The sequence below is a fragment of the Meiothermus sp. CFH 77666 genome, from assembly GCF_017497985.1.
Taxonomy (GTDB): domain Bacteria; phylum Deinococcota; class Deinococci; order Deinococcales; family Thermaceae; genus Meiothermus.
Genome location: NZ_JAGDFV010000003.1, coordinates 120687 through 144869 on the forward strand (window position 1 = coordinate 120687; position 24183 = coordinate 144869).

The window sequence follows — 24183 nt, forward strand, 5'->3', positions numbered from 1 at the left end:
TCCTCTAAATCAGTCTCCCTGGGATGGTGAACCGGTGCCCCTTGCGCTGGCCCAGGCCTTTACCCTGGGTATGAAAGTCTCCGCTGGCGGAGCGAGCCTGCAAGAAGCGAAAACCTACAAGTTTGCCAGCGAGACGGTCTACGACGTGGCAGGTAAACCCCTACACCACCTGCTCCTGGTGGGCCCCGAGACCACCGATTTCTGGGGAACTTTGAGCAACCCTAAATCTACTCACGCCCTGTACGCAGTTGGAGCCACAGATAAACGCAGTTTTTTCTCCTTCATCATGCCCGCCGGCAGCTTCAAAAGCGTAGCTGAAACCCGGAAGAAAGCCGGTTCTTATAAGCGTTTTCTGAGCCCCTCGGTAGGTATCCTGTACCTTGAAGACCAGAACGGGCGCGTTTGGGATACTGCTACAGCTACCGAGGTAAGTGTGGAACAGATGAAACTTTGGCAGCAGGCTCAGCGGGTACTTTTCGAGCAGCGGCAGAAGGACGGCATCCTGGACAAGATCAAGGAAGACTGGGATAGACTCCGTGCCGAGGCTAATAACAGGGGTATGTCGCAAAGCGTTGGACTGCCCACCCTGGACGAAGTGACCCTGCCGGATGGGAATCTGGATGTTTACAAACTCATCTCTGCCCTGGAAGCCCAAAAAGTGGCCCAGGGGTTAAGCCCCAGCTACACCAACGAGCGGGCCTGGTGCATGGGCTGGTTTTGCGCCGGGATGGGCTATGCAAGTGTGGTTCGCAAGAATCGCTACAACGGTGATATTGCAAACAATAACCTCTACAATCCGGACAACCCGGAGGACTCCAGTGACTGCCCCAGTGGAAACAAATGCCGTATTGGAAATGATATGAGAAACGCTGACCCGCTAGGAAACAATCAGTGGATTGAGTCGTACCGGTATGCCCCTAGCGGAGGGTACTGGGGAGCGTGGGATTTTGGAGCCAGCGGACTACACGGACTGGGCGTTGTAGGTTGTGGTCCCATGTCCATCACGCGGATATTTGCCTGGTATGCCACCCAGCGAAGTGCCTTTGGCAGCGGCCCCAATGTCAATTTTGTGAATGGCAACACCACTCCCCCTACTTCCGAATGGGCTGTTGCCAACCAAATGTTTGAACCGGTTTATTTGGGCTCTACCGGATACTGGAGTGTTTACCAACCGCGCATAGGGCGTTACACAGACACCTGGTTTTTCAATGGTAGCGGCCTTACCCGCGACACCAACATGATTCCAGGTGCAAATAACTGGATTAGGGATTATGCCAGTCCAGAGGGTAAAAACTGGGAGATGCGCGGCAGTCATAAAGCGTTTGTCAACTTTGTCTACGCTGGGGCTACCCTTACCATTGTGGGACTTCCCATTGCCTGGATAGACTTTAGCCAACACACTTGGCGTATACGGGACATTGCACGTGGGAAGATTGGCCGGGACAACGAACCGGTAATTGCCATGTACCCTACTGGCGGGGCAGGTGGGTTAGAAGGTCATTTTGCCATGTCGCAAGCGTACATCGTGCATGAGGGCTGGTTCTCTGCCAATGTGTTCCTTTGGATTACAACGCAAAAAGGCGATTCTCGGCCAGGTTCTTTCGTAAACGTGACCGACATGGGAGCTTACTATAGTGGTGCTTTTGGAATGTATAGAAAGTAGGAGTGCTCATGAGTAGGCTAGGCATGTACGTTCTTCTTGGGTTATTGACTCTATTACTCGCTGCATGTCCGGTATTTTCGTTCAACGTTCCACCTAGCATTCCAGTTGAGTACAAGTCGAGTGGCGTCTGCTCATCAATAGAGCTGACGAGCAATCGCGCTACAGTAGACACCATACGGTATTGGGGTGCGAAGGAAAATGGGCGTTCGGAATCAGTTTCCTTTTCTCCTAGTGAGACCGTACGTATCCCAGATCCTAATCCATCTCCAAATTCAACGTGGTACTTGATGTCTGGTGGTAGTCAAGGGATTGGAGCCAATATCCCTGTGGATCTGACCTGGCACTGTCAACCCGGAAAGGAACCCGTATCGGTACAGTTCAACCACGTAAATAGCACCTCAGGTTCTAAAAAGGGTCTAACCATTACTGAAGACGCCAGCCTGCCAGAGGGTTTTCGGATTGAGGTTACAGAGTTCCCGCAGTGAAGCTCTCTAGTTATTTCTTGCTCTCCTGGCGGCAGTTCGTGCTGGCAGGAGAGGATTTCCGAAAGGGGGAAAAGCAATGCGCTTGTGGCGAATTTTGGCTGTGCTAGTGGTGCTGCTGGGACTGGCTCAGGCTCAGAGCCTGGGACTGGGGTTCAAGGCCATGTGGCCGCCGGAACAAAGCGGGTTGCTGGCCATCTGGGAAGCCGAAGAAGGGTTAGGGGCGCGGGTGAAGCTAGGGGCGAACCTGCAGGCCGATGGTTACTGGCGCTTACCTGCACCCATCTATGCGGGGGCTTACGTCGGGGGCGGCCTGGGCTACCTGAGTGAGACCCTTGTTCTAACCGGATTTCTGGGCTACGAGTGGCCCCTAAACGAGCGCTGGGCTGTCTTCATGGAGGCGGGGCCTGGCTACCGTATCTGGTTGCAACCCGCGCCACCTGGCGCTCCCGTGTTTGTTCACCTTGGTTCAGGCGTTAGATTCAAGTTGTAGGTCGCTTTATGTTGAGAATCCTCATGCCTTTGGCGCTGGTGTTTCTGATGGGAGCGCAGGCCCAGACCTTTGCAGGTGTTCATGCCAGCATCTTCAGTGGGCTGCATCTGGGGTACAACGATACCGAGTGGGGGGTACGCCTGGGGGCATTGCCCGGTGGAAGCGGAGGGGTCTACGAAGCCCAGGCTTATTACCGGCTGGAAACGGGGGTTAACCGCTCGGCCTGGTACTTTGGACTTGGTACGACCTACTTTGCCGACCGGGAATTCTATGAACTGTTCTTGAAAGCGCTGGTGGGTTATGAGTGGCGGCTGGCGCCGGGGTTTGGCGCTTTTATAGAGTACGGCCCTGGGGTTTCTGTTGCGTCCCGGCGACGCCCTCCCACCACGATAAACCTTTTGCCGCTGGGCGCTGCGCTTCGCTTAGACCTGGGGTTCAACCTCTACTTCTAGCGGCTCTTTACCGCCGTCCAGACCTCGTCGTAGAGGCGGGTGTCCTTGCCTAGGTCGAGAACGAACTCGAGCTTCGCCATGGTGGCGGCATCGGGGTAGATGGCCGGGTTCTTGCGGTCGGCGGGGTTGATGAAGGGCAGGGCGGCTTTGTTGGGGGTGGCGTAGCGGTTGAAGTTGGAGAGCTGGGCGCCGATTTTGGGGTCGAGGATGAAGTTGATGAACTGGTGGGCGGCCTCTGGGTTGGGGGCGCGGGCGGGAATGGCCAGGTTGTCCAGGAAGAGCGCGGCCCCTTCCTTGGGCACCACAAAGCCCACGTTCTTGTTCTCGTCGGCGGCCTTGAGGGCGTCGCCGTTGTAGACCACTGCATAGGTGGCCGTACCCGCGACCAGCCGGTTCTTGGCCCCCACCCCGCCTTCAAAGCCCAGGAAGCGGGGGTTCTTCTTGGCGTTCAGGAGCACCTGTCCGGCAGCCCGTACCTCGGCGGGGTTTTTGGTGTTGATGGACTTGCCCTGGAAGCGCAGCGCGGCCCCCATCATCTCGCGGATGGAGTCCATCAGCACAAAGGGCTTGTCGGCCCCCGGCCCCAGAATTACGCTCCAACTGGTGGGGGTGGGCACGCGGTCTTTGCGGTACATGATGCCCGACATGCCCCACTGGTAGGCCACACTGTAGCGGTTGCCGGGGTCGAAGGGGGGGTTGGCAAACTTGGGGTCGAGGTTTTTCAGGTTCGGAATTTTGCTCTGGTCCAGCGGCTGCACCAGCTTGAGCTGAACCAGGGTGGGGATGATGTAATCGCCCGGTACGATCACATCGTACTGCGAGACCCCCCCGGCCTGGAGCTTGGCCAGCATGTCTTCGTTGGACTCGTAGAGGTCAATGCGTACCCGCAGGTTGAACTTTTGCTCAAAGGCTTTGATGATGGCCGGATCCATGTACTCCGACCAGATAAAAAGCCGCATCTCGCGGGGCTGGGCCAGGGCCAGGGGCAAGGCCAGGAAGCCGAGTAGGGCCAGTAGGCGGTTCATGATTTCTCCTCCAGGGTGTGCTTAGTTTACCGTAGGGGTTTGCATTTCTGCATGGGGTCGCTCAGCGCCGGGTCAGGCGTTCGGAGGCCAGCACCAGGAGCACCGTAATCAAAAAGATGAGCGTGGAAAGGGCGTGAATTTCGGGGGTGACGCCCCGCCGCACCGAGGCGTAGATGAGCAGGGGCAGGGTCTGGGAGGTGGGGCCGGCGGTGAAGAAGCTGATTACGAAGTCGTCGAGCGAGAGGGTAAAGGCCAGCATGGCCCCGGCCACGATGCCGGGGGTGAGCAGGGGTAGCAGGACGCGGCGCACATAGTAGCCGTAGCTGGCGTAGAGGTCGCGGGCGGCCTCGTCGAGGTCGTGGCCCAGGCTCTTGAGGCGGCTGCGCACGGTGAGGGCTACAAAGGCAATCTGAAAGGTCACGTGGCCCAGAATCATGGTGAAGAGGCCCGGTTCGAAGAGGCTCGAGACCATCCGAAATGCGCCAAAGGCCACCACCAGGGCCACCGCAAAGATGATGTCGGGCGTGACTACCGGCAGATATAGGATGTTTTCCAGAAAGCCCTGGCTTCGCCGGGGCCAGGGGTAGCGCTCGAGGGCGATGGCAAAAAGTGTGCCCAGCACGGTAGCGATCATGGTGGAAAGCAGCGCCAGTACGAAGGTGTTGCGGGCAGCCTCGAGGATGTCGGGGTTGCTAAAAAGCCGCACATACCAGTCCCAGGTAAACCCCGACCAGGTGAGGCCATAGCGGGTCTTGTTGAAGGAGAGCACCGCTACAGCCAGCATGGGCAGGTACAAAAAGGCCAGCGTGGCGATGGCAGAGATGCCAATCAGGGGGTTCAGGCGCATGAAACCCTCCCGTGAATGGCCGATAGTCTATAGTCTATGGCTTTTTGACTATGGATCATCGGCCATGGACTATCGGCTCTCTTCATACCAGATCCACATCCTTCCCCCTGCGGCGGTAGAGGGCCAGCCCCACGAGGGTCATGACCATCAGGCCCAGGCTGACTGCGGCCCCGTAGGGCCAGTCGCGGCTGGCGTAGAACTGCTGCTGGATCAGGTTGCCCACCAGCAGATACTTGGCCCCACCTAGCAAATCGGGGATGACAAACATGCCCATGGCCGGAATAAAGGTCAGGATGACGCCGACCGTAAGGCCCGGTAGGGTCTGGGGCCAGACGGCCTGGAAGAAGGTGCGGACGCGGTTCGCGTAGAGATCCTGGGCGGCCTCGACCAGGCTCCAGTCGAGCCTTTCGACCGAGGAGAACAAAGGCATCACCACAAACGGTAGAAAAGCCGTAATCATGCCGATATAAACGGCCAGCGGGCTGGGATAAAGGCCCGCGTCCGGGGCCAGCAGGCCCAGGGTCTGGGCCAGCTTGGCGAAGGGAAAGTCGGGGGCCAGCAGCATCTGCCAGGCATAGGTGCGGATGACCAGGTTGGTCCAGAAAGGAATAATCACCAGCGCCAGCCAGAGGTAGCGGGTGCGCGGCGGCCTGCTGGCAATGAAGAAGGCCAGGGGGTAGGCCAGGATAACGCAGACCAGCGTGGTCACGAAGGCCACCCAGAGGCTTCGCAAAAGGATCAGCACGGTATCGGGGCTCCAGCCAAAAATGCCGTAGCCCAGCAGGCGGGCGTAGTTTTCCAGGGTGAAGTTCCAGACCACCTCGCCGTACTGCCCCCGCTCGGCGAAGGAGAGGGCCACCAGCGAAAGGCCGGGAATCACCAGAAGGCCCAGAATCCAGACCACCGCCGGTAACAAGAACCATAAGCCCCGCCGGTAGAGCTTGGCCGGGGTGGTGAGTTCGCCAAACCAGACGATCAGACGGTTCATACGGCTCCTCGTTCCGCGATTTGGGGAAGAGGCCCGAGCCCCAACCCCCTACCCCTGGCCCCTCTCTCATTCATCAAGCACCACCAGCGCATCTACCGGCAGTTCGGCCCAGAGTTCCTGCCCGGCCTGAAGGGTGGGGTGGGGGGCGGTGCGGACGCGGAGGTCGCAGGGCTCGAGCCAGACCTCCTGGTAGGCTCCCCGGTAGACGGCCTCGCGCACCTGTACCCGCAGGCCGTTCTGCCGCGGTTCGACCTCGGAAAGCCGCACCCGCTCGGGGCGGATGGCCACGTAGCCCTCGTCCCAGGGGGGGGTGCGGTTCAGGGCCAGCTTGCCAAAGGAGGCCTCGAAACCCATGGGGAGCCGCTGGCCTTTGATGAGGTTGGCGGCGCCCAGAAACTCGGCGGCGTAGCGGGTGCGGGGCCGCTCGTAAACCTCGTCGGGGGTGCCGACCTGCTCGAGGTGGCCCATCCGCATCAGGGCGATGCGATCCGAGACCGCCATGGCCTCGTCCTGGTCGTGCGTGACCAGGATGAAGGTGAGGCCCAACTGCTGTTGCAAGCGCCGCAGCTGCACCTGCACCTCGGCCCGCAGCTTGGCGTCGAGGGCGCTCATGGGCTCGTCCAGCAGCAGTACCTGCGGCTCGTTGACCAGCGCCCTAGCCAGGGCTACCCGTTGTTTTTGACCTCCGGAAAGCTGGTGGGGGAGACGGTCTTTGAAACGCTCGAGCTGCAAAATCTCGAGGCCGTACTTGACCCGCCGCTCCACTTCGGCCCTGTCCATGCGGCGGCTTTTGAGCCCAAAGGCGATGTTTTCCCAGACTGATAGGTGGGGAAACAGGGCGTAGCTCTGAAAGACGGTGTTGACCGGGCGCTGGTTGGCCGGGAGGGGGGTGAGGTCTTGGCCTAAAAGCACCACCCTGCCCTCGGTGGGCACCTCGAGGCCAGCGATAATCCGCAGCAGGGTGGTTTTGCCGCAGCCCGAGGGTCCCAAGAGGGTAAAGAACTCGCCAGCCTTGATCTCCAGGCTGACCCCACCCAGCGCAGTGAAATCCCCGAATTTTTTGACGATGTTCTGAATGGAAAGGGTGCCACTGGTGGCTTGAGGATGGGCAGCCGTGGTCATGATTGCAGCCCAGCCTACCAAAAAGCTGGGCTTCTTGACCAGGGTGGTTCAGGGCCCAGGAGGGGTGTTGCCGCGTAGCTTAATAACGAAGGGGCCAGCATTGGTAGAGGAGTTGGAGGTGGTCTCAAACACACCGGCCGTAGTGGGTTTGAAGGTAAAGGTATATTGACAGCTAGCACCGGGGGCTACCCCTGCGGCGCAGTTCTGGGTGGCGCCAAACTGCGTATTGAAAGGAGCGCCTCCGGCAAAGTTGGTGAGGGTGGACAAGCCCAGATTGGTGATGGTGACGGTCAGGGGCGCACTGGTAGTGCCTACCGCAACCGTGCCAAAATCGAGCTCGAGCGGTGTGACCCATAGCCGAGGCCCTACTCCCGTGCCCTTGAGCTTTATGATGAAAGGCCCGGCATTGGTGCTGCTGTTGGAGGTGGTCTCGAAGCTGCCGACCTGAGTGGGCTTGAAGGTGAAATTGTACTGGCAACTGGCGCCGGGGGCCACGCCTGCGGCGCAGTTCTGGGTGGCGCCAAACTGGGTGTCGAAGGGTGCTCCTCCTGCAAAGCTGGTCAAAGTGGCCGTACCCGGATTCCGAATGGTGACCACCTGGGTGGGGCTGGTAACGTTTACGCCTACCTCGCCGAAGTCGAGCTCGAGGGGTGACACGCTGCGGGCAGCGCCGGTGGGCATACTCGTGACCCCGGTTCCCTTGAGCTTTATGATGAAAGGCCCGGCATTGGTGCTGCTGTTGGAGGTGGTCTCGAAGCTGCCGACCTGAGTGGGCTTGAAGGTGAAGTTGTACTGGCAGCTGGCGCCGGGGGCTACCCCTGCGGCGCAGTTTTGGGTGGCGCCAAACTGGGTGTCGAAGGGTGCGCCCCCGGCAAAGCTGCCCAGTGTGGATTTGCCGACGTTGCGGATGGTGACGCTTTGTGCCGGGCTGGTATTGCCGACCAGGACGGGCCCAAAATCGAGCTCCAGCGGCGTGACCCAGAGTTTGGGCCCTACCCCTTTACCCTTCAGTTTGATCACAAAAGGCCCGGCATTGGTGCTGCTGTTGGAGGTGGTCTCGAAGCTACCGGCCTGAGTGGGCTTGAAGGTGAAGTTGTACTGGCAGCTGGCACCGGGGGCTACCCCTGCGGCGCAGTTTTGGGTCGCACCAAACTGGGTGTCAAAGGGTGCTCCCCCTGCAAAGCCGGTGAGGGGGGTACTGCCGTGGTTGCGAATGGTGACTACCTGGGTGGGGCTGGTCGCACCGATACCTACCTCGCCAAAGTCGAGCTCGAGGGCACTCACGCTAAAGGTAGCCACCCCACTGCCCTTCAGTTCGAGATTGACCGGGCCGGCGCTGGTCTGGATAGTGGCCGTGGCGTTGTAGACGGCGGTAGCGGTGGGCGCAAAGGTGTAGCTGTAGGTGCAGCTTGCACCAGGATTGAGTGTGCCAGTGCAGCCAACCACTACCCCAAACACCGAAAGGGAGGGGTCGCCTCCCGTAAAGCCACTGATGGGCACGGAACCGGTGTTGCTGAGTACCACGATTTTTGCACTGCTGGTGCTGCCCGCAGCCACCATGCCGAACTCGAGGGTGGTGGGGGTGGCCTCGAGCTTGGGTGTTTGTGGTTGGCTAGGGCATCCGCTAGCCAACAGTAAGACCCCCAGAAGCCAGATTTTTTGTTGTGCCATAAAGCATTATACCACCAGACGAGTGGCCAGGATGGCTGGGTTAAGTTTGCCGAATCCAAAACTTTCTGTCATTCATCCGTATCGTACCCATCGCATAAAAAATTCCCCGTCATTCTGAGAAGGCGTAGCCGACGAAGAATCTGATAGGCCAGTGGATCAAAGAAGGGTATTCGCAGCGTACCAGGTTCCTCGCTGCGCTCGGAATGACCATTGCGGAGTTGAAGTTGATGCATGAACAGCAAAGATGCAAGTTCTCAGTTGAAGCTCGTCTAAGCCACTGGTCTCAGCAGTCAATAAAATTCTGAAAAGAGCTCTCGGAGGGAAAAAACTAAAGTGCCTCCTGCGCAATTGACAGGAGGCTTGCTTCAAATTTGGGTTTATTTGGCTTCGCTTAGGGCCTGCTCGAGGCTCGCCTCCAGAATCTCCAGGCCCTTCCGGGCTTCCTCTTCACTCACCACCAGGGGCACCAGACAGCGAATCACATTCGAGTGCATCCCGGCCTTGAACAGCAGAAGCCCTTTCTCGCAGGCAATCTCCAGCAGGCGCTGGGTGAGATGGGCGTCGGGGCTCTTGGCAGTAGGGTCTTTGACCAGCTCCATGGCAATCATGGGCCCCAGGCCGCGCACGTCCCCCACGGTCTGGGGGAAGCGGGCCTGAATCTGGCGAAAGCCCTCGTGCAGAATGTCTCCGAGCTTCTGGGCTTTTTCCAGCAGGTTTTCCTGCTCAAAGATGTCCAGCACCGCCAGGGCTGCGGCGCAGGCCAGGGGGTTGCCGCCAAAGGTGCTGCCCAGACCGCCGACCGCGGGAGCGTCCATGATTTCGGCCTTGCCCAGCACCCCCCCAATGGGCAGCCCTCCGCCAATGCTCTTGGCAAAGCAGATCAGGTCGGGCTCCACCTCGGCGTGCTCGATGGCCCAGAACTTGCCGGTGCGGCCCATGCCGGTCTGAACCTCGTCGTCGATAAACACGATGCCGTGCTTCTGGGTGAGGCTGCGCAGGGCTTTGAGGAAGGGCTTGGGCGCGGGCACAAAACCGCCTTCGCCCAGTTGCGGCTCGATGATGATGGCGGCCACGCGCTCGGGCGCAACAGCAGTGTCGAAAACCTCATGAAGACCGTCCAGGGCCTTGCGGGTGTCTATGCCGTGGTACTCGTTGGGATAGGGCGCGTGGTAGACCTCGGGGGCAAAGGGGCCAAAGTTCTGGCGGTAGGGGTTGGACTTGCCGGTGAGGGTCATGCCCATCAGGGTGCGCCCGTGGAAGCTGCCCCGGAAGGCAATCACGCCGGGCCGATTGGTGAAGGAGCGGGCAATTTTGATGGCGTTCTCGGTGGCCTCCACGCCGGTGTTGAGGAAGAAAGCCTTTTTATCGCCGCCAATGGGTGCGGTGGCCGTAAGCCGCTCGGCCAGCTCGATGTAGGGTTCGTAGGCCACGCCGGGAAAGCAGGTGTGCATGTACTGGTGCAGTTGCTTTTCAACTGCTTCTACCACCCTGGGGTGGTTGTGCCCCACATTGAGCACGCCAATACCGCCGAACCAGTCCAGGTACTCCCTGCCCTCGACATCCCAAATTTTGCCACCCTGAGCGCGGGCAACCACGATGGGGTGTACCTGCGAGACGCCTCTGGGCACCACTTTGTGCCGCCGTTCGATCAGGGTTTGGTTTTTGGAAGGGGCTTGAATCATAGGTTTCCTCCGATAGTCCGACCTCGAGTGTATCCCGCCTGCTCCTGCTTGTGTACCCCTTGGTTCTTGCTCCAGACACCTCTGGATGCATGGAGCGCTCATCGTCCCGGAAGGGGATTGATTTGTGCTAGGGCAGGGGGAACCGCGAGGCAAAGGCCTTGACTTCTGCCTTCAGAGCCTGGGGGTCTTCACCTTTGAGGGCGCGGTCAATGAACTCTGCGATGATGGGCATGTGCTCTTCGGTCATACCCCTGGTGGTAATAGCCGGGGTGCCGATGCGGATACCCCCGCCGTGGATGATTTTCTCGGTGTCGTAGGGCAGGGTGCTCTTGGAGATGGTGATGTGAACCGCATCTAAGAGCCGGGTGGCCTTGGTGCCGTTGAGGCCCTGGGGGCGCAGATCCACCACGAACAGGTGGTTGTCGGTGCCGCCCGAAACCACCCGGTAGCCCCGTTTTTGAAATTCTGCGGCGAGGGCCTGGGCATTCTTGATAATCTGGGCCGAGTAGGTTTTGAAGGAGGGTTGCAGGGCTTCCCAGAAAGCCACCGCTTTACCAGCGATGACGTGCTCCAGCGGCCCTCCCTGGGTTCCGGGAAAGATGGAGCGATCCAGAATGGCGGCTATCTCGAGGTCGTTGGACAAAATCAGGCCCGAGCGCGGCCCCCGCAGGGTCTTGTGGGTGGTGGAGGTGACCACGTGGGCGTAGGGCAGGGGTGAGGGGTGCAGGCCCGCCGCTACCAGCCCCGCGATGTGGGCGATGTCGGCCATCAGGTAGGCCCCCACTTCGTCGGCGATCTCGCGGAAGGCTTTAAAGTCGAGGATGCGGCTATAGGCGCTGGCCCCGCAGACGATCATCCTGGGCTTGTGCTCCAGTGCCAGGGCCCGCACATCCTCCATGTGTAGCAGCTCGTCTTCCTGGCGCACCTTGTAGCCGAAAAACTTGTAGTTGAGGCCCGAAAAGTTGACCGGCGAGCCGTGGGTCAGGTGGCCGCCGTGCGACAGATCCATGCCCAGCACGGTGTCGCCAGGTTTGAGCAGGGCCGCATATACCGCGATGTTGGCGCTCGAGCCCGAATGGGGCTGTACGTTGGCCCAGGCCGCCCCAAAGAGCTGCTTGGCCCGCTCGATGGCCAGGGTCTCGATCTGGTCTACGATCTCGCAGCCGCCATACCAGCGCTTGCCGGGGTAGCCCTCGGCATATTTGTTGGTGAGCACACTGCCTACCGCCTCGCGCACCGCCGCCGAGGTAAAGTTTTCCGAGGCGATGAGCTCCAAGCCGTTGCGCTGCCGCTCTTCTTCCTGGCGAATCAGGTCGAACACCTGTTCGTCGCGCAGTTGGGGTTGGGGGGACTCGATCACCCTCCAAGTATAGCAATATCAAACCGGCCCCCAAATCCGGTACACTGGGGGCATGAGCGTTTTGGGGCGTATCTCCCTTATTTTGGGTCTTGTCTTGTTGATCGTGGCCATCGTCCTGGCAGTGATGAACTTCATCACCATCCGCGACTACCTGATTGCCTTGACCGCCAACCGAAGCCGCGATTTTTACAATGTGAACCCCCGCCTCTGGATTACCTACCTGGTGGTCTTTGGCTCCGGTCTGCTACTGGGCATGGGGATAGTCTGGAGCATGGTGGGCCGACGCCTCCATCAAGCTGCCGAGTGAAGCTTTGGCGGGCTATCTCTTTGTATTATCTGCAGCGTGCTTGTGGGGCCTTTTAGGGGTGGTATCCAAATGGGCCTTCGAGCAGGGGGTGAGCCCCCTCGAGGTGGCCTTCTGGCGGGCCGCCCTGGGGGCAGTATTGTTTGGCGCACAGGCCGTCTGGATTCAAAAAGTGCGCCTCGAGCGCCCTGACCGCTGGGCCGTGCTGGGCTTTGGCCTGGTGGGGATTTCCCTCTTCTATGGAGCTTATCAGCTTGCGATAGAGAGCGGAGGGGCGGCGCTGGCCTCGGTGCTGCTGTATACCGCTCCGGCCATTGTGGCCCTGTTGTCCTGGCTTTTCCTGCGCGAGCCGATGGACGCCCACAAGCTCTTCGCGGTGGGCCTGACCCTGCTGGGGGTGGCCCTGGTCAGTCTGCAAGGGGGCGGGGTGAAGGTGAGTCTGGCGGCCTTGTTCTGGGGGCTTCTGTCGGCCCTGACCTACGCCACCTATTACCTGTTTGGCAAGCTCTACCTGAACAAATACAGCACCCCCACGGTGTTTTTATATGCGCTGCCGGTGGGGGCGTTGGGGCTTTTGCCTTTCGTGAATTTTGTGCCCAAGAACGCTGAAGCCTGGACGGCCATTGCTTTTTTGACCATTGCCTCCACCTTTTTCGCGGTCACGCTCTACTTTGCCGGGCTCAGGCGGCTCGAGGCCACCCGCGCTTCGGTGGTGGCAACCATCGAGCCGGTGGTGGCGGCCTTTGCGGCCTGGCTGTGGTGGGGAGAGCGCTTCAGCCTGCTGGGGTATCTGGGGGCGGGTTTGGTGCTTTTGGGGGTGCTGTGGATGGTTTTGAAACCGCAGCCCAGGGCAGCGCCTAGTCTTTAGATTGCAGCGCCTGGACGCCCTAGTGGGCTTTCAACGACGCGAACACGTCTTTTAGCGTATTTAGCATGATCCTGGCGATCCTTAGCCGCGATGATGTGGGGGTTGTTCTGCAAGATGAGGTCGGTCATCATGACCAGATAGGCCATGCGCTCCTCGAGCGACAGCGATTGAAACCAGCGGGCTTTGGCCTGCAGGCTCTCCTCGGCGCGATCATGGGAGACGCTTACCTTCACATTTCGGATTGTATCAAAAGGTCTTTGTGCGGCCCTCAGCCGCCCTGTAGGCTTGACCTGTTTACAAACTGGGGGTAGCAGATGCAAGAACTCAGGCATTGGATTTTATTGGTGCTGCTCCTGTTGGGCTTCGCGTGGGCCCAGCAGAAAATTGCCGTCACCTTCACCTACGACCCGCCGGTGGGCCTCGAGGTGCGCTCGGTGAGCCTGCGCGGGAGCTTCAACAACTGGGCCGAGCTGCCCATGCAAAAAACCGAGGAGGGGGTCTGGCAGGTGATGGTGGAGCTGCCCCCCGGCCTGGTGCAGTACAAGTTCTTTATCAACGGACAGTGGCCCCGCAACATGTGCGAGGACGAGACCTTCGGCACCCCACAGGTAGACCTCGAGGCCGAACGTTGCGAGGACGACGGCCAGGGCGGCCAGAACGCCCTGCGCGAGGTGGGCCGGGCTGCCGATGATCCGCCCGATAGCGGGGGGCTGGCCCTGCTGCACGACCCCAACCAGCCGCAGTTCGTCTCGCAGGCGGCAGGCCGCCTTTCGGTGCGCTTCCAGGTGCCCCAGGGCAGCATCCAGCGGGCAGTGCTGATGGCCGACAAGCCATACCCTATGGCCTTGCAACTCACCGCACCAGACGGAGAGGTCTGGCGGGCTGCGCTGCCGCTTGGCGTGCAGTCGTACCGTATTCAGGTGGTGGACAAGGAAGGCAAAGAACTGACCTTTGGCCCCTATCAGGCCCCCGCAAGGCCCTTCCGTGCGGTGGACTGGGTGGCCGGGCGGGTGGGCTACCAGATTTTTCCCGACCGCTTCTGGAATGGCGACCCCAGCAATGACCGCCGGGCCCTGGAAACCAGCCAGGCCCGCTTCGACCAGACCTGGACGGGCAGGCTGCCCTACCTGTCGCGCTGGACGGATGCCCCTGGCGATTATCACTGCTGCCAGCAGTATTACGGCGGCGACCTGGCCGGGGTCTTGCAGCGCCTGCCACACCTGCGGGCGCTGGGGGTGAACCTGATTTACTTCAACCCCCTCTTCGACTCCGGCTCGGCCCACGGTTACGACACCCACGACTACGTGCGAGTGGCTCCCCGGCTGGGCGACAACGCCCTGCTGCGGCGGGTGCTGGCCGAGGCACATCGGCAGGGCATCAAGGTTCTCTTCGACTTCGTGCCCAACCACACCGGCCTGGGGCACTGGGCCTTCCAGGATGTGGTGAAGAAGGGGCGCGCATCGCGCTACTGGAACTGGTACTTCATCCGCCAGTGGCCCTTTACCCCTGGGGACGGGCGGGCCTACCTGGGCTGGGCCGACCTGGGTAGCCTGCCCAAGCTCAACACCCTGAACCCCGAGGTACAGGACTATTTGATCCGGGTCTCGAGGTTCTGGCTCAACTTCGGCTTCGATGGGATTCGGGTGGACGTGGCGAATGAAATTGCCCCCGAGTTTGTGCGGAAGTGGCGGGCCGAGCTCAAGGCCCTGAAGCCCGAGGTGTACCTGGTGGGCGAGGTCTGGGATTTGCGCCCCCAGTACCTGCAAGGCGACCAGTTCGACTCGCTGATGAACTACACCGTGGGGCGGGGGGGTTCGCCCCCGGCTTTTGGGGGCGTGCTGGGCTTTGCCAGGGGTGGGCCTTTGCAGAATGGGCGGCGTGTCCTGAACGAGCTCGCGCGGGTCTATGCCACCTACCCCGAAGCGGTGGCGGCCATGGGCTTCAACCTGATAGGCTCACACGACACCCAACGGGTGCTGACCGACCTGGGGGGCGGAGGGCTGCGCGATACCCCTTCGCCCGAAGCCCTGGCCCGGCTGCGGCTGGCCTCGGCCATGCTCTATGCCCTGCCGGGGGCTTCGGTGTTTTTCCAGGGCGAGGAATGCGGTTTTACCGGCGAACGGGGGCAGTGGCCGGTCAACGAGCTGTACCGGTATCCGCTCCAGTGGGACAGGTGCCGAACCGAGGTACTGCGCCACTACCAGTTGCTGGGCCGCCTCAAGGGCCAGCTTGGAGCGTTCCAAAGCCCGCTCTTCCGCACCTACTGGGGCGAAGGCTCCCTGCTGGCTTTCCTGCGGGGCGAGCCGGGGGTGGGCGAGGTGCTGGCGGCTTTCAACAACGGCACCGAGCGGGTCAACCTGCGGTTGCCAGCGGGCCAGTGGCGCGATGCGGTGGAGGGGCGTGCCTACCAGGGGCAGGTGGGGTTGCCTGGGCTGGGGTGGCGGTATCTGGAGCGGGTGCGGTGAGGGTTTTCCTGCAAGCCCCTCAAGCCCTGGTATTGAAGCCCATCTCGAACCTGTCCAGGTGCCAGATGTGCTGCTTGGGGCGGTACTCCAGCATGGCATAGCCAAGGTCGGCAAATGAGAACCGGATGCCCTGCTCGTTGGCAGTTGGGGGAATACCCAGGATGACCCTTAGTGCGGCGTTCAATACGCCCCCGTGGGCCACCACCAGATATGACCCGGCACCTCGGCTCACCAGCCTCTGCACAGCGCGGGCAGCCCGGCTGTAAAGCTCCCACCCGCTCTCTCCACTGCCACCAAAGGGTTTTTCATAGGGGTTGCGGAAGTTGGGCTCGGGGAAACGTTGCTGGCCTTCCTCGTAGGATAGTCCGGCCATAAAGCCGTTGTCTTGCTCCATCCAGTCGGCCTCGAGCTCCAGCGGCACCCCAAGGCCCTCACTCATCAACTCGGCCACCGTTCGCGCACGTTGCAGGGGGCTCGAGATAATCCGGTCAAAGCGAAGCTTTTGGGCGCGAAACTCCTCCAGGCGTGCTTGGGCCTGGCCCAGACCCACTTCCGTGAGGGGTGCGTCGTAGCGGCCCTCATGTACCTTCTGATCGTCGGCCAGAGAGCGCCCATGGCGGAGCAGGGTGACGTAAATGGAACCCATAGGAGACCATAATACCCAAGGGCAGCCATGTGCCCATTAGACCGATAGTCAATGCCAGTGTGCAACCATCGTTTATCGGGCTTTTTACGGGGGTGTCAGCCCATCCAGAAGAACCCCTGACACCGGATGGCTCTATCGAAGAGCGCTTTGGGGGCGCTCATGAGAAAACCCGCGCCCAGAGGGCAAAACCGAACAATGTCTGTCCGGGGCTAAAGAAAGCGTTGAGGGTGGTTCTTAGTTCGTAGTTGGAGAGGAGATAAATGTAACTGGTGCTTAGCTGGGCTCGCAGGGGGTAGTCCAACAGCAGGTGCGTGCTCAGGCTCCAACTGGCTTCCTCCCCCTGCGGGAGCGTCCACTGCCCTGCCAGGAAATGCCCTGCCGGTAAGAGAGGCAGGGTGCTGGCGTAGCCCCCCTCGAGCGCCCACCAACCCTCGCCCAGGCTACCGCTCAGGCCCAGCGCGTAGCGGGCCTCAGCAGGGTTGAGCAAAAGCCAGCCTTCCCCGTACACCACCAGCCCCGCCACGGTGCCACTCCCGCCCAGGCCCACCACCGGGCGGGCGGGGTAGAGGGCGTGGGCCTCGAGTTCAAACGCACCAAACTCGCGCCGCAGGCTCAGTACGGGAACCAGGCGGCCCGCCTCTTCCAGCACCGCCAGGCGCAGCCGGGTGGCTTCGGGGTTCCAGCTCACCCGCACCCCCCAGCGGCCTTGGCGGCTGCCCAGCGGACTGACGGGCTCCAGGCTGTAGGGCAGTGCGAGGCGGGCGACTTCTAGCGGCAGGCGCTCGAGTCCCGCGCTCACGTCTAGTTCGCCTTCGCGGTAGAGCCCATACAGCTCGGTCAGGCCCAGGTCGGTGGCAACCGAGCGGGCAAAGCTCACCCCCGGATCGAGCACCAGTTGAAAGCGCAGCGGGCTCAGGTCGTAGCGGGCCTCGAGGCGGGCCCCAAGGCTCCAGCTTGCGGTTGGGGGTGCATTGCTGATGGCCAGGGCCGTGCTAAAGCGAACCTCGAGCCGGGTCTCCAGGTTTTGCGCCAGGGTGGGCTGAAGGCAAACCACCACCAGCCACAAACTCCGCACAACGAACCACGGGCAATGCACAATACGCTCCTGGCCCTTGACAAAGCTAAGCCGCAACCTGCCCATCCTCGAGCCGCACAATCCGGTCTACCCGCTCCAGGAGCCTGGGGTCGTGGGTGCTGAAGACAAAGGTGACGCCCTGTTCGCGGTTGAGGGCTCGCATGTGCTCAATCAGGGCCAGGCCGGTTTTGGAGTCGAGGTTGGCGGTGGGCTCGTCGGCCAGGATAATTTTGGGCCGAGCGGCCAGGGCGCGGGCTACCGCTACGCGCTGCTGTTGCCCGCCCGAAAGCTGGTTGGGGCGGCGGTGGGCAAGGTTCTTCATGCCCAGGGTTTCCAGCGCATGCAGGGCTTTGGATTCGCGTACCTCCCTGGGTTCGCCGCGCAGCTCGAGCACAAAGGCGGCGTTCTCCAGCGCGGTCAGCACCGGAATCAGGTTGTAGGCCTGAAACACAAAACCCACGTTCCATAGCCGCAGATTGGAAAGCTGCGCTTTAGAAAGACCATCAATGCGTTGCCCCCCGAGCCACACCTCGCCCGAGGTGGGTTTGTCGAGGCCCCCCATCAGGTGCAGGAGGGTGCTTTTTCCACTGCCCGAGGGGCCAGCCAGCGCGATGAACTCGCCAGGGTGAACCTCCAGGCTCACCCCCCGGAGCGCGGGGGTTTCCACGGTATCTACCCTGTACACCTTGGTTAGTTCCTTAACTTGCAGAACGGGGGTCATGCATCACCTCGGTTCAAGCGGTAAAGCGCATGGCTTCTACGGGTTCTAAGCGGGCGGCGACCCTGGCCGGCCACCAGGCGGCAAGCAGGCCGGTCAGGAGGGTATAGGCCAGCGTAATGGGGATGTCCCAGGCTCGCAGGCTCAGGTAGACCTTCTCGGGCAGGCCAAACACGCCGCCCACCTCGCCATAGAGGGCCTCGAGCGAGAACCCTCCCGAGAGAGCCGCAATGGTGAGCAGGCCCAGCAGACCGCCCACCAAAGCGCCGCTCGAGCACAGGAGCAGGCTCTCCAGCACCACCATCCGGGTCACCTGGCCGGGGCCTGCCCCCAGGGCCACAATTACGCCCAGTTCACGGGTGCGCTCGAGCAAACCCAGGTAAATGGTGTTGACCACCAAAAGCCCCGCCAGCCCGAAGAAAATGGCAGCAAAAATCAAGACCAAAGGGGTGAGCAGGTTGAAAATCTGGGCAATGGCGGGGCTGGCCTCGCGCCAGCTTTCCAGGCTCAGGCCGGGCTCCAGGCTGGCCGCGAGTTGGGGCTGGAGGGTGACCAGTTGGGTATCCTGGCTGTATCGGGTGAAGGGGAAATGCAACTCGATGCGGGTAGCACTGCCCGGTGCGGCCAGCTCCTGTGCGGCTGCCAGCGAGAGGAAGGCACTGCGGGCTTCGATGGCAGGGTCGGGAAAGCGGAGCAGCCCTACCAGCCGGTAGGCCCCGGCCCCCCGTCCTTCGGTGCCTGGAGCGTACACATAGACCGGGTCGCCCAGCTTTACCTTGAGAGCCCGCGCCAGCGAGGCCCCCAGCGCAATGCTGTCCAGGTCGCCCGCCTCCGGCAGACGCCCTTCCACCAGCGACTGCTTCACAAAGCGTTCGCGCAGCTCTGGAGGGCGCTGGTCGCCAATCAGCAAGACCCCCCTGGAACGGGTTTCGCCGGCCACCAGGGCGGGAATTTCCAGGGCCACCACCCGGCTGGCCTGGGTCTGGGTGGCAAGCCGGGCTTCCACCTGGGCTGCATTGGGAATGAGCAGGTCGCGGAACTCGCGCTTTTCGCGGTAGCCCTCCACCCGCACCTGCAAGTGGCCCACCGAGGCGGTGAGGTTGTTGTAGATGCCGTTTTCCATGGCTCCCAGGAAGCTCAGGTAGACCAGCGTAAAGAACACCGCCAGACCCACCGCACCCGCTGTCATCAGGCTGCGCCCACGGTGTCGCCAGATATTGCGCCAGGAAAGGCTGAAGAGGTTGAACATGTGTGCCTCGTGTCTAGCTAACTGCCAAAAGCCTAAAGCCGAAGGCCGAAAGCTCGGGTAAAGCCGATAGCGGATAGCTCATACCAAAGTTACCTGGATAGACATCGTAGAAAAGCATTGCAAACTCCCTCATCCGGCGACACCCCAGACGCAGCCATTGACATCAACAACGTTATTTCTACATACCACTGGCGGGGTGTCGCCACCTTCTCCCGCAAGGGGAGAAGGAAAGGTGTTCAAGTAGATTCGTCTCATAGCCGATTGTGCCCATCTTCGATACCCTGTGCCCTCGACCCTTAACCCTTGACGTACTTCTGGCCTGCGACCTCTTTGCGAAGCTGCCTTAGCAGCCGGCCTCGAGGGCCCGCACCGTGAAGCAGCTTTCGGGAATGGCCAGGCCAAAGCGGTAGTTGCTGTAGACCACGCTGGTGCGGTGGCCCGGACGCAGCAAGTCCTCCACGGTGGTCTGGGTGGGGAAGCTGCGCCCCCCGACCTGGGCAAACTGGGCAAAGGTAATCTTGCGTACCGCCTGGCCGCGCTGGTCGTAGTAGAGCACTTCGCGGGGCACGAAGCCGGGTTTGCTGGCCTGCAACACCAGCTTGCCGTAAGGGGTGGGGGCCTGGGGCTTGGGGATGAGCTCGAGGGTGATGCTTCCCTCGGTTTCCGCGCCAATGCTGGGGGTGAAGTCCTGCTCGAGGTCGCGCCCGGCCAGGTCGCTGTAGGAGAGGTCGGAGCCAAGAAAACTATCGCTGCGCCCGCTGGGGGGCAGTCGCAGGACTCGCTTCAGGGTGGGGTTGTAAAGCTGAATGTTGTCCCCTACCCGCAAAAAAGCCTGTCCGGCCTCGCGGGGTGGGGCCTTGACCCAGGTGACGGCCCGCTCGTTGCCATCCGAGACCACCTCGAGGACGTACTGGGTTTGCCGGTCAGGGCGGGTTACGCTCAGGGTCAGGGTGGCCCGCACGCTCCCCCCACGCTGGTTGTCCACGATGGCCCTGAGCACGGCCTGGGGGTCGGTGGCGGCGCTGCCAAGCCCCAGGCAGAGCAGGCTTAGCAACCACAATCGTAGCTTCATGCAGTGCCTCCCTTCACTCCGTCCGCATGGCCTCGGCGGGGTTGAGTGAGAGCACCCGTCGGGCCGGAATCAGAATCGAGAAGAACGCGGCCAGTACAATGGTAAGGGCCGCATAGAGGGCGTAGAGGGGGCTTTGGGCGGTGTAAATTTCACCGCCGGTGCCCAGGATTTCCCAGGCCGCTCCATAGCTGGCAAAGATAGGCCCCAGCACGTTCTGGGTGGCCATCCAGAAGTTGAGAGCGTAGCCCAACACCAGCCCCACCCCCCAGCCGATGCTGGTAGCCAGCACCGTCTCGAGCGTGACCATGGTGGCCAGCCGAGGGGGGTTCATGCCGATGGCCCCCATCATGCCGAACTCGCGGGTGCGCTCGAGTACGCTCACCAATACCGTGCTGGTCACGGCCAGCGCGGCAAATAACGAAAAAATCATCCCGATCAAGAAGGTTGAACTCTGTTTGGTGCCAATCGCCGAGGAGAGACCCCCCAGCAGCTGGGTCAGGTCGTAGGCCCGAATGTTTTGTGGCAGCACCAGTTGCAGGGCCTCGGCAATGCGGGCTTCCTGGCCCCGGGTCACGTCCAGGGCAACCCCGGTGGCGGTCTGCAATCCGGTGAGCAGGCGGGCATCCTGAAGGTGCACCAGCACCGTGCCCCGGTCTACCGGGGCAATCCCCGACTGCACCAGCCCCACCACCTGCAACCCCAGGGCCTGTGGCCCTGCCAGCGCCGAGGTATCCAGCACCACCCGTTCGCCCAGCCGCACGTCCAGGCGCTCGGCCAGTTGTTGCCCCAGCACCACCTCGCCCGGTTTTTCCAGCATCCGACCCGCAGCAATGGCGGTGGGAATGTTGCTCACTCTGGCCTCGAGGGCGGGATCCACCCCGCGGGCCTTGGCCGCATCGGCGGTGTAGGCCGAGCGAATCAGGGTGGGAAACTCGAGGCGGGGTGCCGCCGCATTCACGCCGGGTTGGGTTTGTATCCGAGCCAGAAAGTCCAGGCTGGGCAAGCCCTGTTCGGGGTCGGGGTCTTCGAAGTACTGCGGGGTGGTAATGAGGGCCGGTGCACTCAGAAATCGGGCGTTGCCAAGCTGTACCGACTGGGTGAAGCCATCCTGCACCCCCCAGAACAGAATGGTGGTAATGGTGGTGTAAGCGACCACCAGCATCAGCAGCAAGGTGCGTCGCCGATGCCGCCAGAGGTTGCGCCAGGCCAGCCGGGGCAGGGCTGCCATGCCAGAAAAGTTTTGTTGCATCCTGACCTCCGCTCAACCCTTTCGTTTGCGTTTTCCGCGCTCGTAGCGCTCGAACAGCCCCTGCAACTCCTCCTCGAAGAAAGCGTAGAGCGCCCGCATCTCGCGCAGCCTTTCGCTGCGTTCGGGGGGGGCGTTTTCCAGCAGCCGCAGGCCCTTGTCGGCCAACGTTTTGTAGACGCTCAAGCCTGCCAGACCGTTTTTAACCCGCTCACTCCAGGTGCCGGGTCGGATGCGAAAGTAGTCCTGCCTCGAGCCCCGCTTGGGCACCCGCTCGATCAGGTGCATCTGCACCAGCAGCCGGGTCATGGTGCTGATGGAAGCCTTGCTGGCCCCCAGCGCCTCCACCAACTGCGAGGCGGTCTGCTCGGGGGGGTCGCAGACCATCAACCAGCCCAAAATACGCCCCGCCGTGCGAGGAATCCCAGCCGCTTCGTAGGCCAGGGCGAACTCCTCGACGAAGTGGTGCAGGCTGTCGGACATTCCCAAAGTTTAGTTGGTTTGATTTGTTTAGTCAATACTGAACAAAATAGATTTCAACATGGCTTGCAGGGAAAACCTTTGCTCGAATCGAGCAACGCTGCCGGGCAGCGACGCTTTCATCGGTGATCCGCCTTGAACGGTGGGCTCATACCATCTTTGTTTGAACACTTTTTGTTGGAACGATCAAGTAGGGAACAGGGGTTAGGGGATAGGGGATAGGGGATAAGCGTTTGAAAACCACAACCTACCTCCTGCCACCCCCACCTTGTGTGTCGCCGAAAGTTGAGTACAGGGCTAAAGTTGCCATGATAACCACTGCACTCCAGCACAGGTCAAACACAGTGAAACGGGGCGAAACCACACTCGCCCCGTTTCAGGCGATGGATTTGCACCTCAAGAGGCGGTTCTGGGGGTGCCCAGCCAGTCGTAGATCAGCACCACTGCAGCAATCAGGTTCACCACGATGTTCCAGCCGCCCGTGGGCAGGCCCAGGAAGCTGGTGTTGAAGAACCCGATAATGGCCAGCGCGGCATAGACCACGCCCATCACCGCCGCTACCAGGTGGGCCATCTGGTCGTTGGTGAAATAGCCGTAGAGCAAAACCACGGCGGTAATCAGGTATACCAGCGCCAGGCCAGTGGTGCTGGGGATGAAGCCCAGAATCAGGCCGCCGGGGGCGAAGAACAGGCCCAGCACCGCCAGCAGGGCAAACACCAGCCCCATGAACAGGTCAATCGCTCGAGCCGACATACCTCCCTCCTAGACCTTTACCGGGGTCTTGATCGGGATGGCTTTGGCCTTGGCGACTTCGCTCTTGGGCAGGGTCAGGGTTAGCACGCCGTTTTCGAACACGGCCTCGGCCTTATCGGTTAGCACTTCACTGGGCAGCACCACCGAGCGCTCAAAGCGGGTGTAGCGGTGTTCGCGCAGGTGGTAGTTGCGTTCTTTCTTCTCTTCCTCCTTTTTGGCTTCGCCGTAAATCCGAAGCACATCACCGCGTACTTCAATCTTGATGTCTTCGGGTTTGAGGCCGGGAATCGAGGCTTTCACCATGATGTTGTTGCCCTCTTCGTAGATATCGAGTGGCATGGCCGCCACCTCTTTATCGAGGAACGGAAACTCACGACGGAACAGGCTTTCGTCAAACAAGCGCTCAATTTCCCTCCGCATGTTATCCATTTCACGCCAAGGGTCGAAACGAGCCAACATACTGCTTCCTCCTTTGCGCTTATTGGACGTGCGGTGGCCACACGTCGGACGAAACCTTGGGCCTACCTGCCGGGCTCCGGGCCGCCACCCCACCCGAAACCCAGAGGTCTGGACGGTCAAGCATGGGCTGTTGCAGCCTCAGCTTGGTTAGCACTGGATGCTGCCGGAACCGGGCGAACCAGCAGCACGGGCACCGGCGCGTGGTGGGCTACCCCTTCGGCCACACTACCCAGGAGCAAGCGTTCCAGGCCGGTGCGCCCGTGGGTACCCATCACGATCAGGTCGGCGCGGCTGTCGCGGGCAAAGTCCACTATCACGTCGGCTTCCCGCCGAGACTGGGCCTTGAGCAGAGCGGTTTTCACACGTGGGGCCTTAGCCAGCTTTCGGGCATTCTCCACAATGGCCTCGCCCTGTTCCTCCATCGCCTTCAAGGTGTCCTCCCAGTTGAAGGCGGTCATATTACCGCTGTAAGGGCCGACTACTGGGGCGGGCAGTGGGGGCACTACGTGCAGAATCTGCAACTCGGCCCCCAGCAGGGTGGCCAATTGGTCGGCTAACTCAAAAGCGGGGTGGCCTGCTTCACTGCCATCCACCGGAGCCAGAATGCGCTCAAACAGGCCTGTGCTGGGCTCCACCTGCCCATTGCCGCGCACCAGCATCACCGGCATTTTGGCCAGCCGGCTCACCCGTTCGGCTATGCTGCCCAAAAGCATCCGCCCCAGCCCCTCGCGCCCGTGGGTGCCCATCACGATCAGGTCACACTGGCAACGGTTGGCCAGGTAGACGATGCCTTCGGCAATGTCGTCGTTGTGCATGGGCTCGGTGCGGAGCTCGAGCTGCATCTGCCGGCCTAGCTCTGCCCAGGGGGCCAGGATTTCTTCGGCGCGGTGCTTCATGGCTTCTGACGGAGCGGCCAGTCCCCAGTAGGTGGGGGGCGCCTTCAATACATGGGTTACGAGCACCTGAGCATTCAGCTTTTTTGCGAAGGCCAAACCCACCCGCCCAGCCCGCTCGCTGCAGGATGATTCATCCACCGCGATCAGGATTTTGCGGAACATAGTAC

General features: G+C 61.4%; 24 protein-coding genes. 6 read left to right on the forward strand and 18 right to left on the reverse strand.

Annotated elements, in window-relative coordinates:
* The first annotated feature begins 34 nt into the window (after positions 1-34).
* The 3 genes from J3L12_RS02940 (at position 35) to J3L12_RS02950 (ending at position 3090) form a co-directional block, all read left to right on the forward strand.
* Positions 35-1663, forward strand: coding sequence for a hypothetical protein (locus J3L12_RS02940; RefSeq protein WP_347708821.1), 1629 nt, complete (start codon positions 35-37; stop codon positions 1661-1663).
* Between the two features lie 561 nt (positions 1664-2224).
* The gene (locus tag J3L12_RS02945) at positions 2225-2638 is read left to right on the forward strand and encodes a hypothetical protein (protein WP_208013548.1); all 414 of its coding nucleotides are present in this window, start codon (positions 2225-2227) and stop codon (positions 2636-2638) included.
* Positions 2639-2646: 8 nt separating this feature from the next.
* Positions 2647-3090, forward strand: coding sequence for a hypothetical protein (locus J3L12_RS02950; protein ID WP_208013549.1), 444 nt, complete (start codon positions 2647-2649; stop codon positions 3088-3090).
* Here J3L12_RS02950 and J3L12_RS02955 read toward each other — a convergent pair.
* The 7 genes from J3L12_RS02955 to glyA all read right to left on the reverse strand — a co-directional run bounded on the left by J3L12_RS02955 (position 3087) and on the right by glyA (position 11785).
* The gene (locus tag J3L12_RS02955; protein ID WP_208013550.1) at positions 3087-4115 is read right to left on the reverse strand and encodes a spermidine/putrescine ABC transporter substrate-binding protein; all 1029 of its coding nucleotides are present in this window, start codon (positions 4113-4115) and stop codon (positions 3087-3089) included. The genes J3L12_RS02950 and J3L12_RS02955 overlap by 4 nt on opposite strands.
* 61 nt (positions 4116-4176) lie before the next feature.
* Positions 4177-4962, reverse strand: a complete 786-nt coding sequence (locus tag J3L12_RS02960; RefSeq protein WP_208013551.1) for an ABC transporter permease — start codon at positions 4960-4962, stop codon at positions 4177-4179.
* 82 nt (positions 4963-5044) lie between these two features.
* Positions 5045-5950, reverse strand: coding sequence for an ABC transporter permease (locus tag J3L12_RS02965; protein ID WP_208013552.1), 906 nt, complete (start codon positions 5948-5950; stop codon positions 5045-5047).
* Between the two features lie 66 nt (positions 5951-6016).
* On the reverse strand, positions 6017-7072 hold the full coding sequence (locus J3L12_RS02970) for an ABC transporter ATP-binding protein (RefSeq protein WP_208013553.1): 1056 nt from the start codon (positions 7070-7072) through the stop codon (positions 6017-6019).
* 48 nt (positions 7073-7120) lie between these two features.
* Complete coding sequence (locus J3L12_RS02975) at positions 7121-8743, reverse strand: choice-of-anchor D domain-containing protein (protein ID WP_208013554.1); 1623 nt, start codon at positions 8741-8743, stop codon at positions 7121-7123.
* A gap of 377 nt (positions 8744-9120) precedes the next feature.
* Positions 9121-10425 (reverse strand): 4-aminobutyrate--2-oxoglutarate transaminase, encoded by a 1305-nt coding sequence (gene gabT / locus J3L12_RS02980; protein WP_208013555.1) that lies wholly within the window; start codon positions 10423-10425, stop codon positions 9121-9123.
* Positions 10426-10552: 127 nt separating this feature from the next.
* Positions 10553-11785 carry a serine hydroxymethyltransferase gene (glyA, locus tag J3L12_RS02985; protein ID WP_208013556.1) on the reverse strand — a complete coding sequence of 411 codons (1233 nt, stop codon included), beginning with the start codon at positions 11783-11785 and terminating at the stop codon, positions 10553-10555.
* Positions 11786-11837: 52 nt separating this feature from the next.
* Between glyA and J3L12_RS02990 the strand changes: the two genes are divergently transcribed.
* Both J3L12_RS02990 and J3L12_RS02995 read left to right on the forward strand, forming a co-directional pair.
* Complete coding sequence (locus J3L12_RS02990; RefSeq protein ID WP_208013557.1) at positions 11838-12092, forward strand: hypothetical protein; 255 nt, start codon at positions 11838-11840, stop codon at positions 12090-12092.
* Between the two features lie 4 nt (positions 12093-12096).
* Positions 12097-12957, forward strand: coding sequence for an EamA family transporter (locus J3L12_RS02995; RefSeq protein ID WP_208013558.1), 861 nt, complete (start codon positions 12097-12099; stop codon positions 12955-12957).
* Here the strand turns inward: J3L12_RS02995 and J3L12_RS03000 are convergent.
* Positions 12954-13190: a hypothetical protein gene (locus J3L12_RS03000; protein ID WP_208013559.1), complete on the reverse strand. Its 237-nt coding sequence runs from the start codon at positions 13188-13190 to the stop codon at positions 12954-12956. The two genes, J3L12_RS02995 and J3L12_RS03000, sit on opposite strands and share 4 nt — an antisense overlap.
* A gap of 81 nt (positions 13191-13271) precedes the next feature.
* Here J3L12_RS03000 and J3L12_RS03005 point away from each other — a divergent pair, with 81 nt between their 5' ends.
* Complete coding sequence (locus J3L12_RS03005) at positions 13272-15422, forward strand: alpha-amylase family glycosyl hydrolase (RefSeq protein WP_208013560.1); 2151 nt, start codon at positions 13272-13274, stop codon at positions 15420-15422.
* Between the two features lie 19 nt (positions 15423-15441).
* Here the strand turns inward: J3L12_RS03005 and J3L12_RS03010 are convergent, their stop codons facing one another.
* The 10 genes from J3L12_RS03010 to J3L12_RS03055 all read right to left on the reverse strand — a co-directional run bounded on the left by J3L12_RS03010 (position 15442) and on the right by J3L12_RS03055 (position 24178).
* The gene (locus J3L12_RS03010; RefSeq protein ID WP_208013561.1) at positions 15442-16068 is read right to left on the reverse strand and encodes a histidine phosphatase family protein; all 627 of its coding nucleotides are present in this window, start codon (positions 16066-16068) and stop codon (positions 15442-15444) included.
* Between the two features lie 157 nt (positions 16069-16225).
* On the reverse strand, positions 16226-17200 hold the full coding sequence (locus J3L12_RS03015) for a hypothetical protein (protein ID WP_243454860.1): 975 nt from the start codon (positions 17198-17200) through the stop codon (positions 16226-16228).
* Positions 17190-17864 (reverse strand): ABC transporter ATP-binding protein, encoded by a 675-nt coding sequence (locus tag J3L12_RS03020; RefSeq protein ID WP_208013562.1) that lies wholly within the window; start codon positions 17862-17864, stop codon positions 17190-17192. The genes J3L12_RS03015 and J3L12_RS03020 overlap by 11 nt, the downstream gene beginning before the upstream one ends.
* A gap of 13 nt (positions 17865-17877) precedes the next feature.
* The gene (locus tag J3L12_RS03025) at positions 17878-19110 is read right to left on the reverse strand and encodes an FtsX-like permease family protein (RefSeq protein WP_208013563.1); all 1233 of its coding nucleotides are present in this window, start codon (positions 19108-19110) and stop codon (positions 17878-17880) included.
* Between the two features lie 343 nt (positions 19111-19453).
* Positions 19454-20182 (reverse strand): outer membrane lipoprotein-sorting protein, encoded by a 729-nt coding sequence (locus J3L12_RS03030; protein WP_208013564.1) that lies wholly within the window; start codon positions 20180-20182, stop codon positions 19454-19456.
* Between the two features lie 13 nt (positions 20183-20195).
* On the reverse strand, positions 20196-21431 hold the full coding sequence (locus J3L12_RS03035; RefSeq protein WP_243454861.1) for an FtsX-like permease family protein: 1236 nt from the start codon (positions 21429-21431) through the stop codon (positions 20196-20198).
* 12 nt (positions 21432-21443) lie between these two features.
* Entirely contained in the window at positions 21444-21911 is a 468-nt protein-coding gene (locus J3L12_RS03040; protein WP_208013565.1) for a MarR family transcriptional regulator, read from the reverse strand.
* Between the two features lie 393 nt (positions 21912-22304).
* A complete protein-coding gene (locus J3L12_RS03045; protein WP_208013566.1) occupies positions 22305-22661 on the reverse strand; it encodes a hypothetical protein in 357 nt (118 codons plus the stop codon).
* Positions 22662-22670: 9 nt separating this feature from the next.
* On the reverse strand, positions 22671-23081 hold the full coding sequence (locus J3L12_RS03050; RefSeq protein ID WP_243454862.1) for an Hsp20/alpha crystallin family protein: 411 nt from the start codon (positions 23079-23081) through the stop codon (positions 22671-22673).
* 155 nt (positions 23082-23236) lie between these two features.
* Positions 23237-24178: a universal stress protein gene (locus tag J3L12_RS03055; protein ID WP_208013568.1), complete on the reverse strand. Its 942-nt coding sequence runs from the start codon at positions 24176-24178 to the stop codon at positions 23237-23239.
* Positions 24179-24183 lie beyond the last annotated feature (5 nt).

What these genes read in the sequence shown, in the direction of transcription:
- J3L12_RS02990 (WP_208013557.1), top strand. Translation starts at nt 11,838, where the DNA reads ATGAGCGTTTTGGGGCGTATCTCCCTTATTTTGGGTCTTGTCTTGTTG.
- J3L12_RS03055 (WP_208013568.1), bottom strand. Translation starts at nt 24,178, where the DNA reads ATGTTCCGCAAAATCCTGATCGCGGTGGATGAATCATCCTGCAGCGAG.
- J3L12_RS03010 (WP_208013561.1), bottom strand. Translation starts at nt 16,068, where the DNA reads ATGGGTTCCATTTACGTCACCCTGCTCCGCCATGGGCGCTCTCTGGCC.
- J3L12_RS02955 (WP_208013550.1), bottom strand. Translation starts at nt 4,115, where the DNA reads ATGAACCGCCTACTGGCCCTACTCGGCTTCCTGGCCTTGCCCCTGGCC.
- J3L12_RS03040 (WP_208013565.1), bottom strand. Translation starts at nt 21,911, where the DNA reads ATGTCCGACAGCCTGCACCACTTCGTCGAGGAGTTCGCCCTGGCCTAC.
- gabT (WP_208013555.1), bottom strand. Translation starts at nt 10,425, where the DNA reads ATGATTCAAGCCCCTTCCAAAAACCAAACCCTGATCGAACGGCGGCAC.
- J3L12_RS03035 (WP_243454861.1), bottom strand. Translation starts at nt 21,431, where the DNA reads ATGCAACAAAACTTTTCTGGCATGGCAGCCCTGCCCCGGCTGGCCTGG.
- J3L12_RS02945 (WP_208013548.1), top strand. Translation starts at nt 2,225, where the DNA reads ATGCGCTTGTGGCGAATTTTGGCTGTGCTAGTGGTGCTGCTGGGACTG.
- J3L12_RS03045 (WP_208013566.1), bottom strand. Translation starts at nt 22,661, where the DNA reads ATGTCGGCTCGAGCGATTGACCTGTTCATGGGGCTGGTGTTTGCCCTG.
- J3L12_RS02975 (WP_208013554.1), bottom strand. Translation starts at nt 8,743, where the DNA reads ATGGCACAACAAAAAATCTGGCTTCTGGGGGTCTTACTGTTGGCTAGC.
- J3L12_RS03050 (WP_243454862.1), bottom strand. Translation starts at nt 23,081, where the DNA reads ATGCGGAGGGAAATTGAGCGCTTGTTTGACGAAAGCCTGTTCCGTCGT.
- J3L12_RS02960 (WP_208013551.1), bottom strand. Translation starts at nt 4,962, where the DNA reads ATGCGCCTGAACCCCCTGATTGGCATCTCTGCCATCGCCACGCTGGCC.
- J3L12_RS03025 (WP_208013563.1), bottom strand. Translation starts at nt 19,110, where the DNA reads ATGTTCAACCTCTTCAGCCTTTCCTGGCGCAATATCTGGCGACACCGT.
- J3L12_RS03030 (WP_208013564.1), bottom strand. Translation starts at nt 20,182, where the DNA reads ATGAAGCTACGATTGTGGTTGCTAAGCCTGCTCTGCCTGGGGCTTGGC.
- J3L12_RS03020 (WP_208013562.1), bottom strand. Translation starts at nt 17,864, where the DNA reads ATGACCCCCGTTCTGCAAGTTAAGGAACTAACCAAGGTGTACAGGGTA.
- J3L12_RS02965 (WP_208013552.1), bottom strand. Translation starts at nt 5,950, where the DNA reads ATGAACCGTCTGATCGTCTGGTTTGGCGAACTCACCACCCCGGCCAAG.
- J3L12_RS02970 (WP_208013553.1), bottom strand. Translation starts at nt 7,072, where the DNA reads ATGACCACGGCTGCCCATCCTCAAGCCACCAGTGGCACCCTTTCCATT.
- J3L12_RS02950 (WP_208013549.1), top strand. Translation starts at nt 2,647, where the DNA reads ATGTTGAGAATCCTCATGCCTTTGGCGCTGGTGTTTCTGATGGGAGCG.
- J3L12_RS03005 (WP_208013560.1), top strand. Translation starts at nt 13,272, where the DNA reads ATGCAAGAACTCAGGCATTGGATTTTATTGGTGCTGCTCCTGTTGGGC.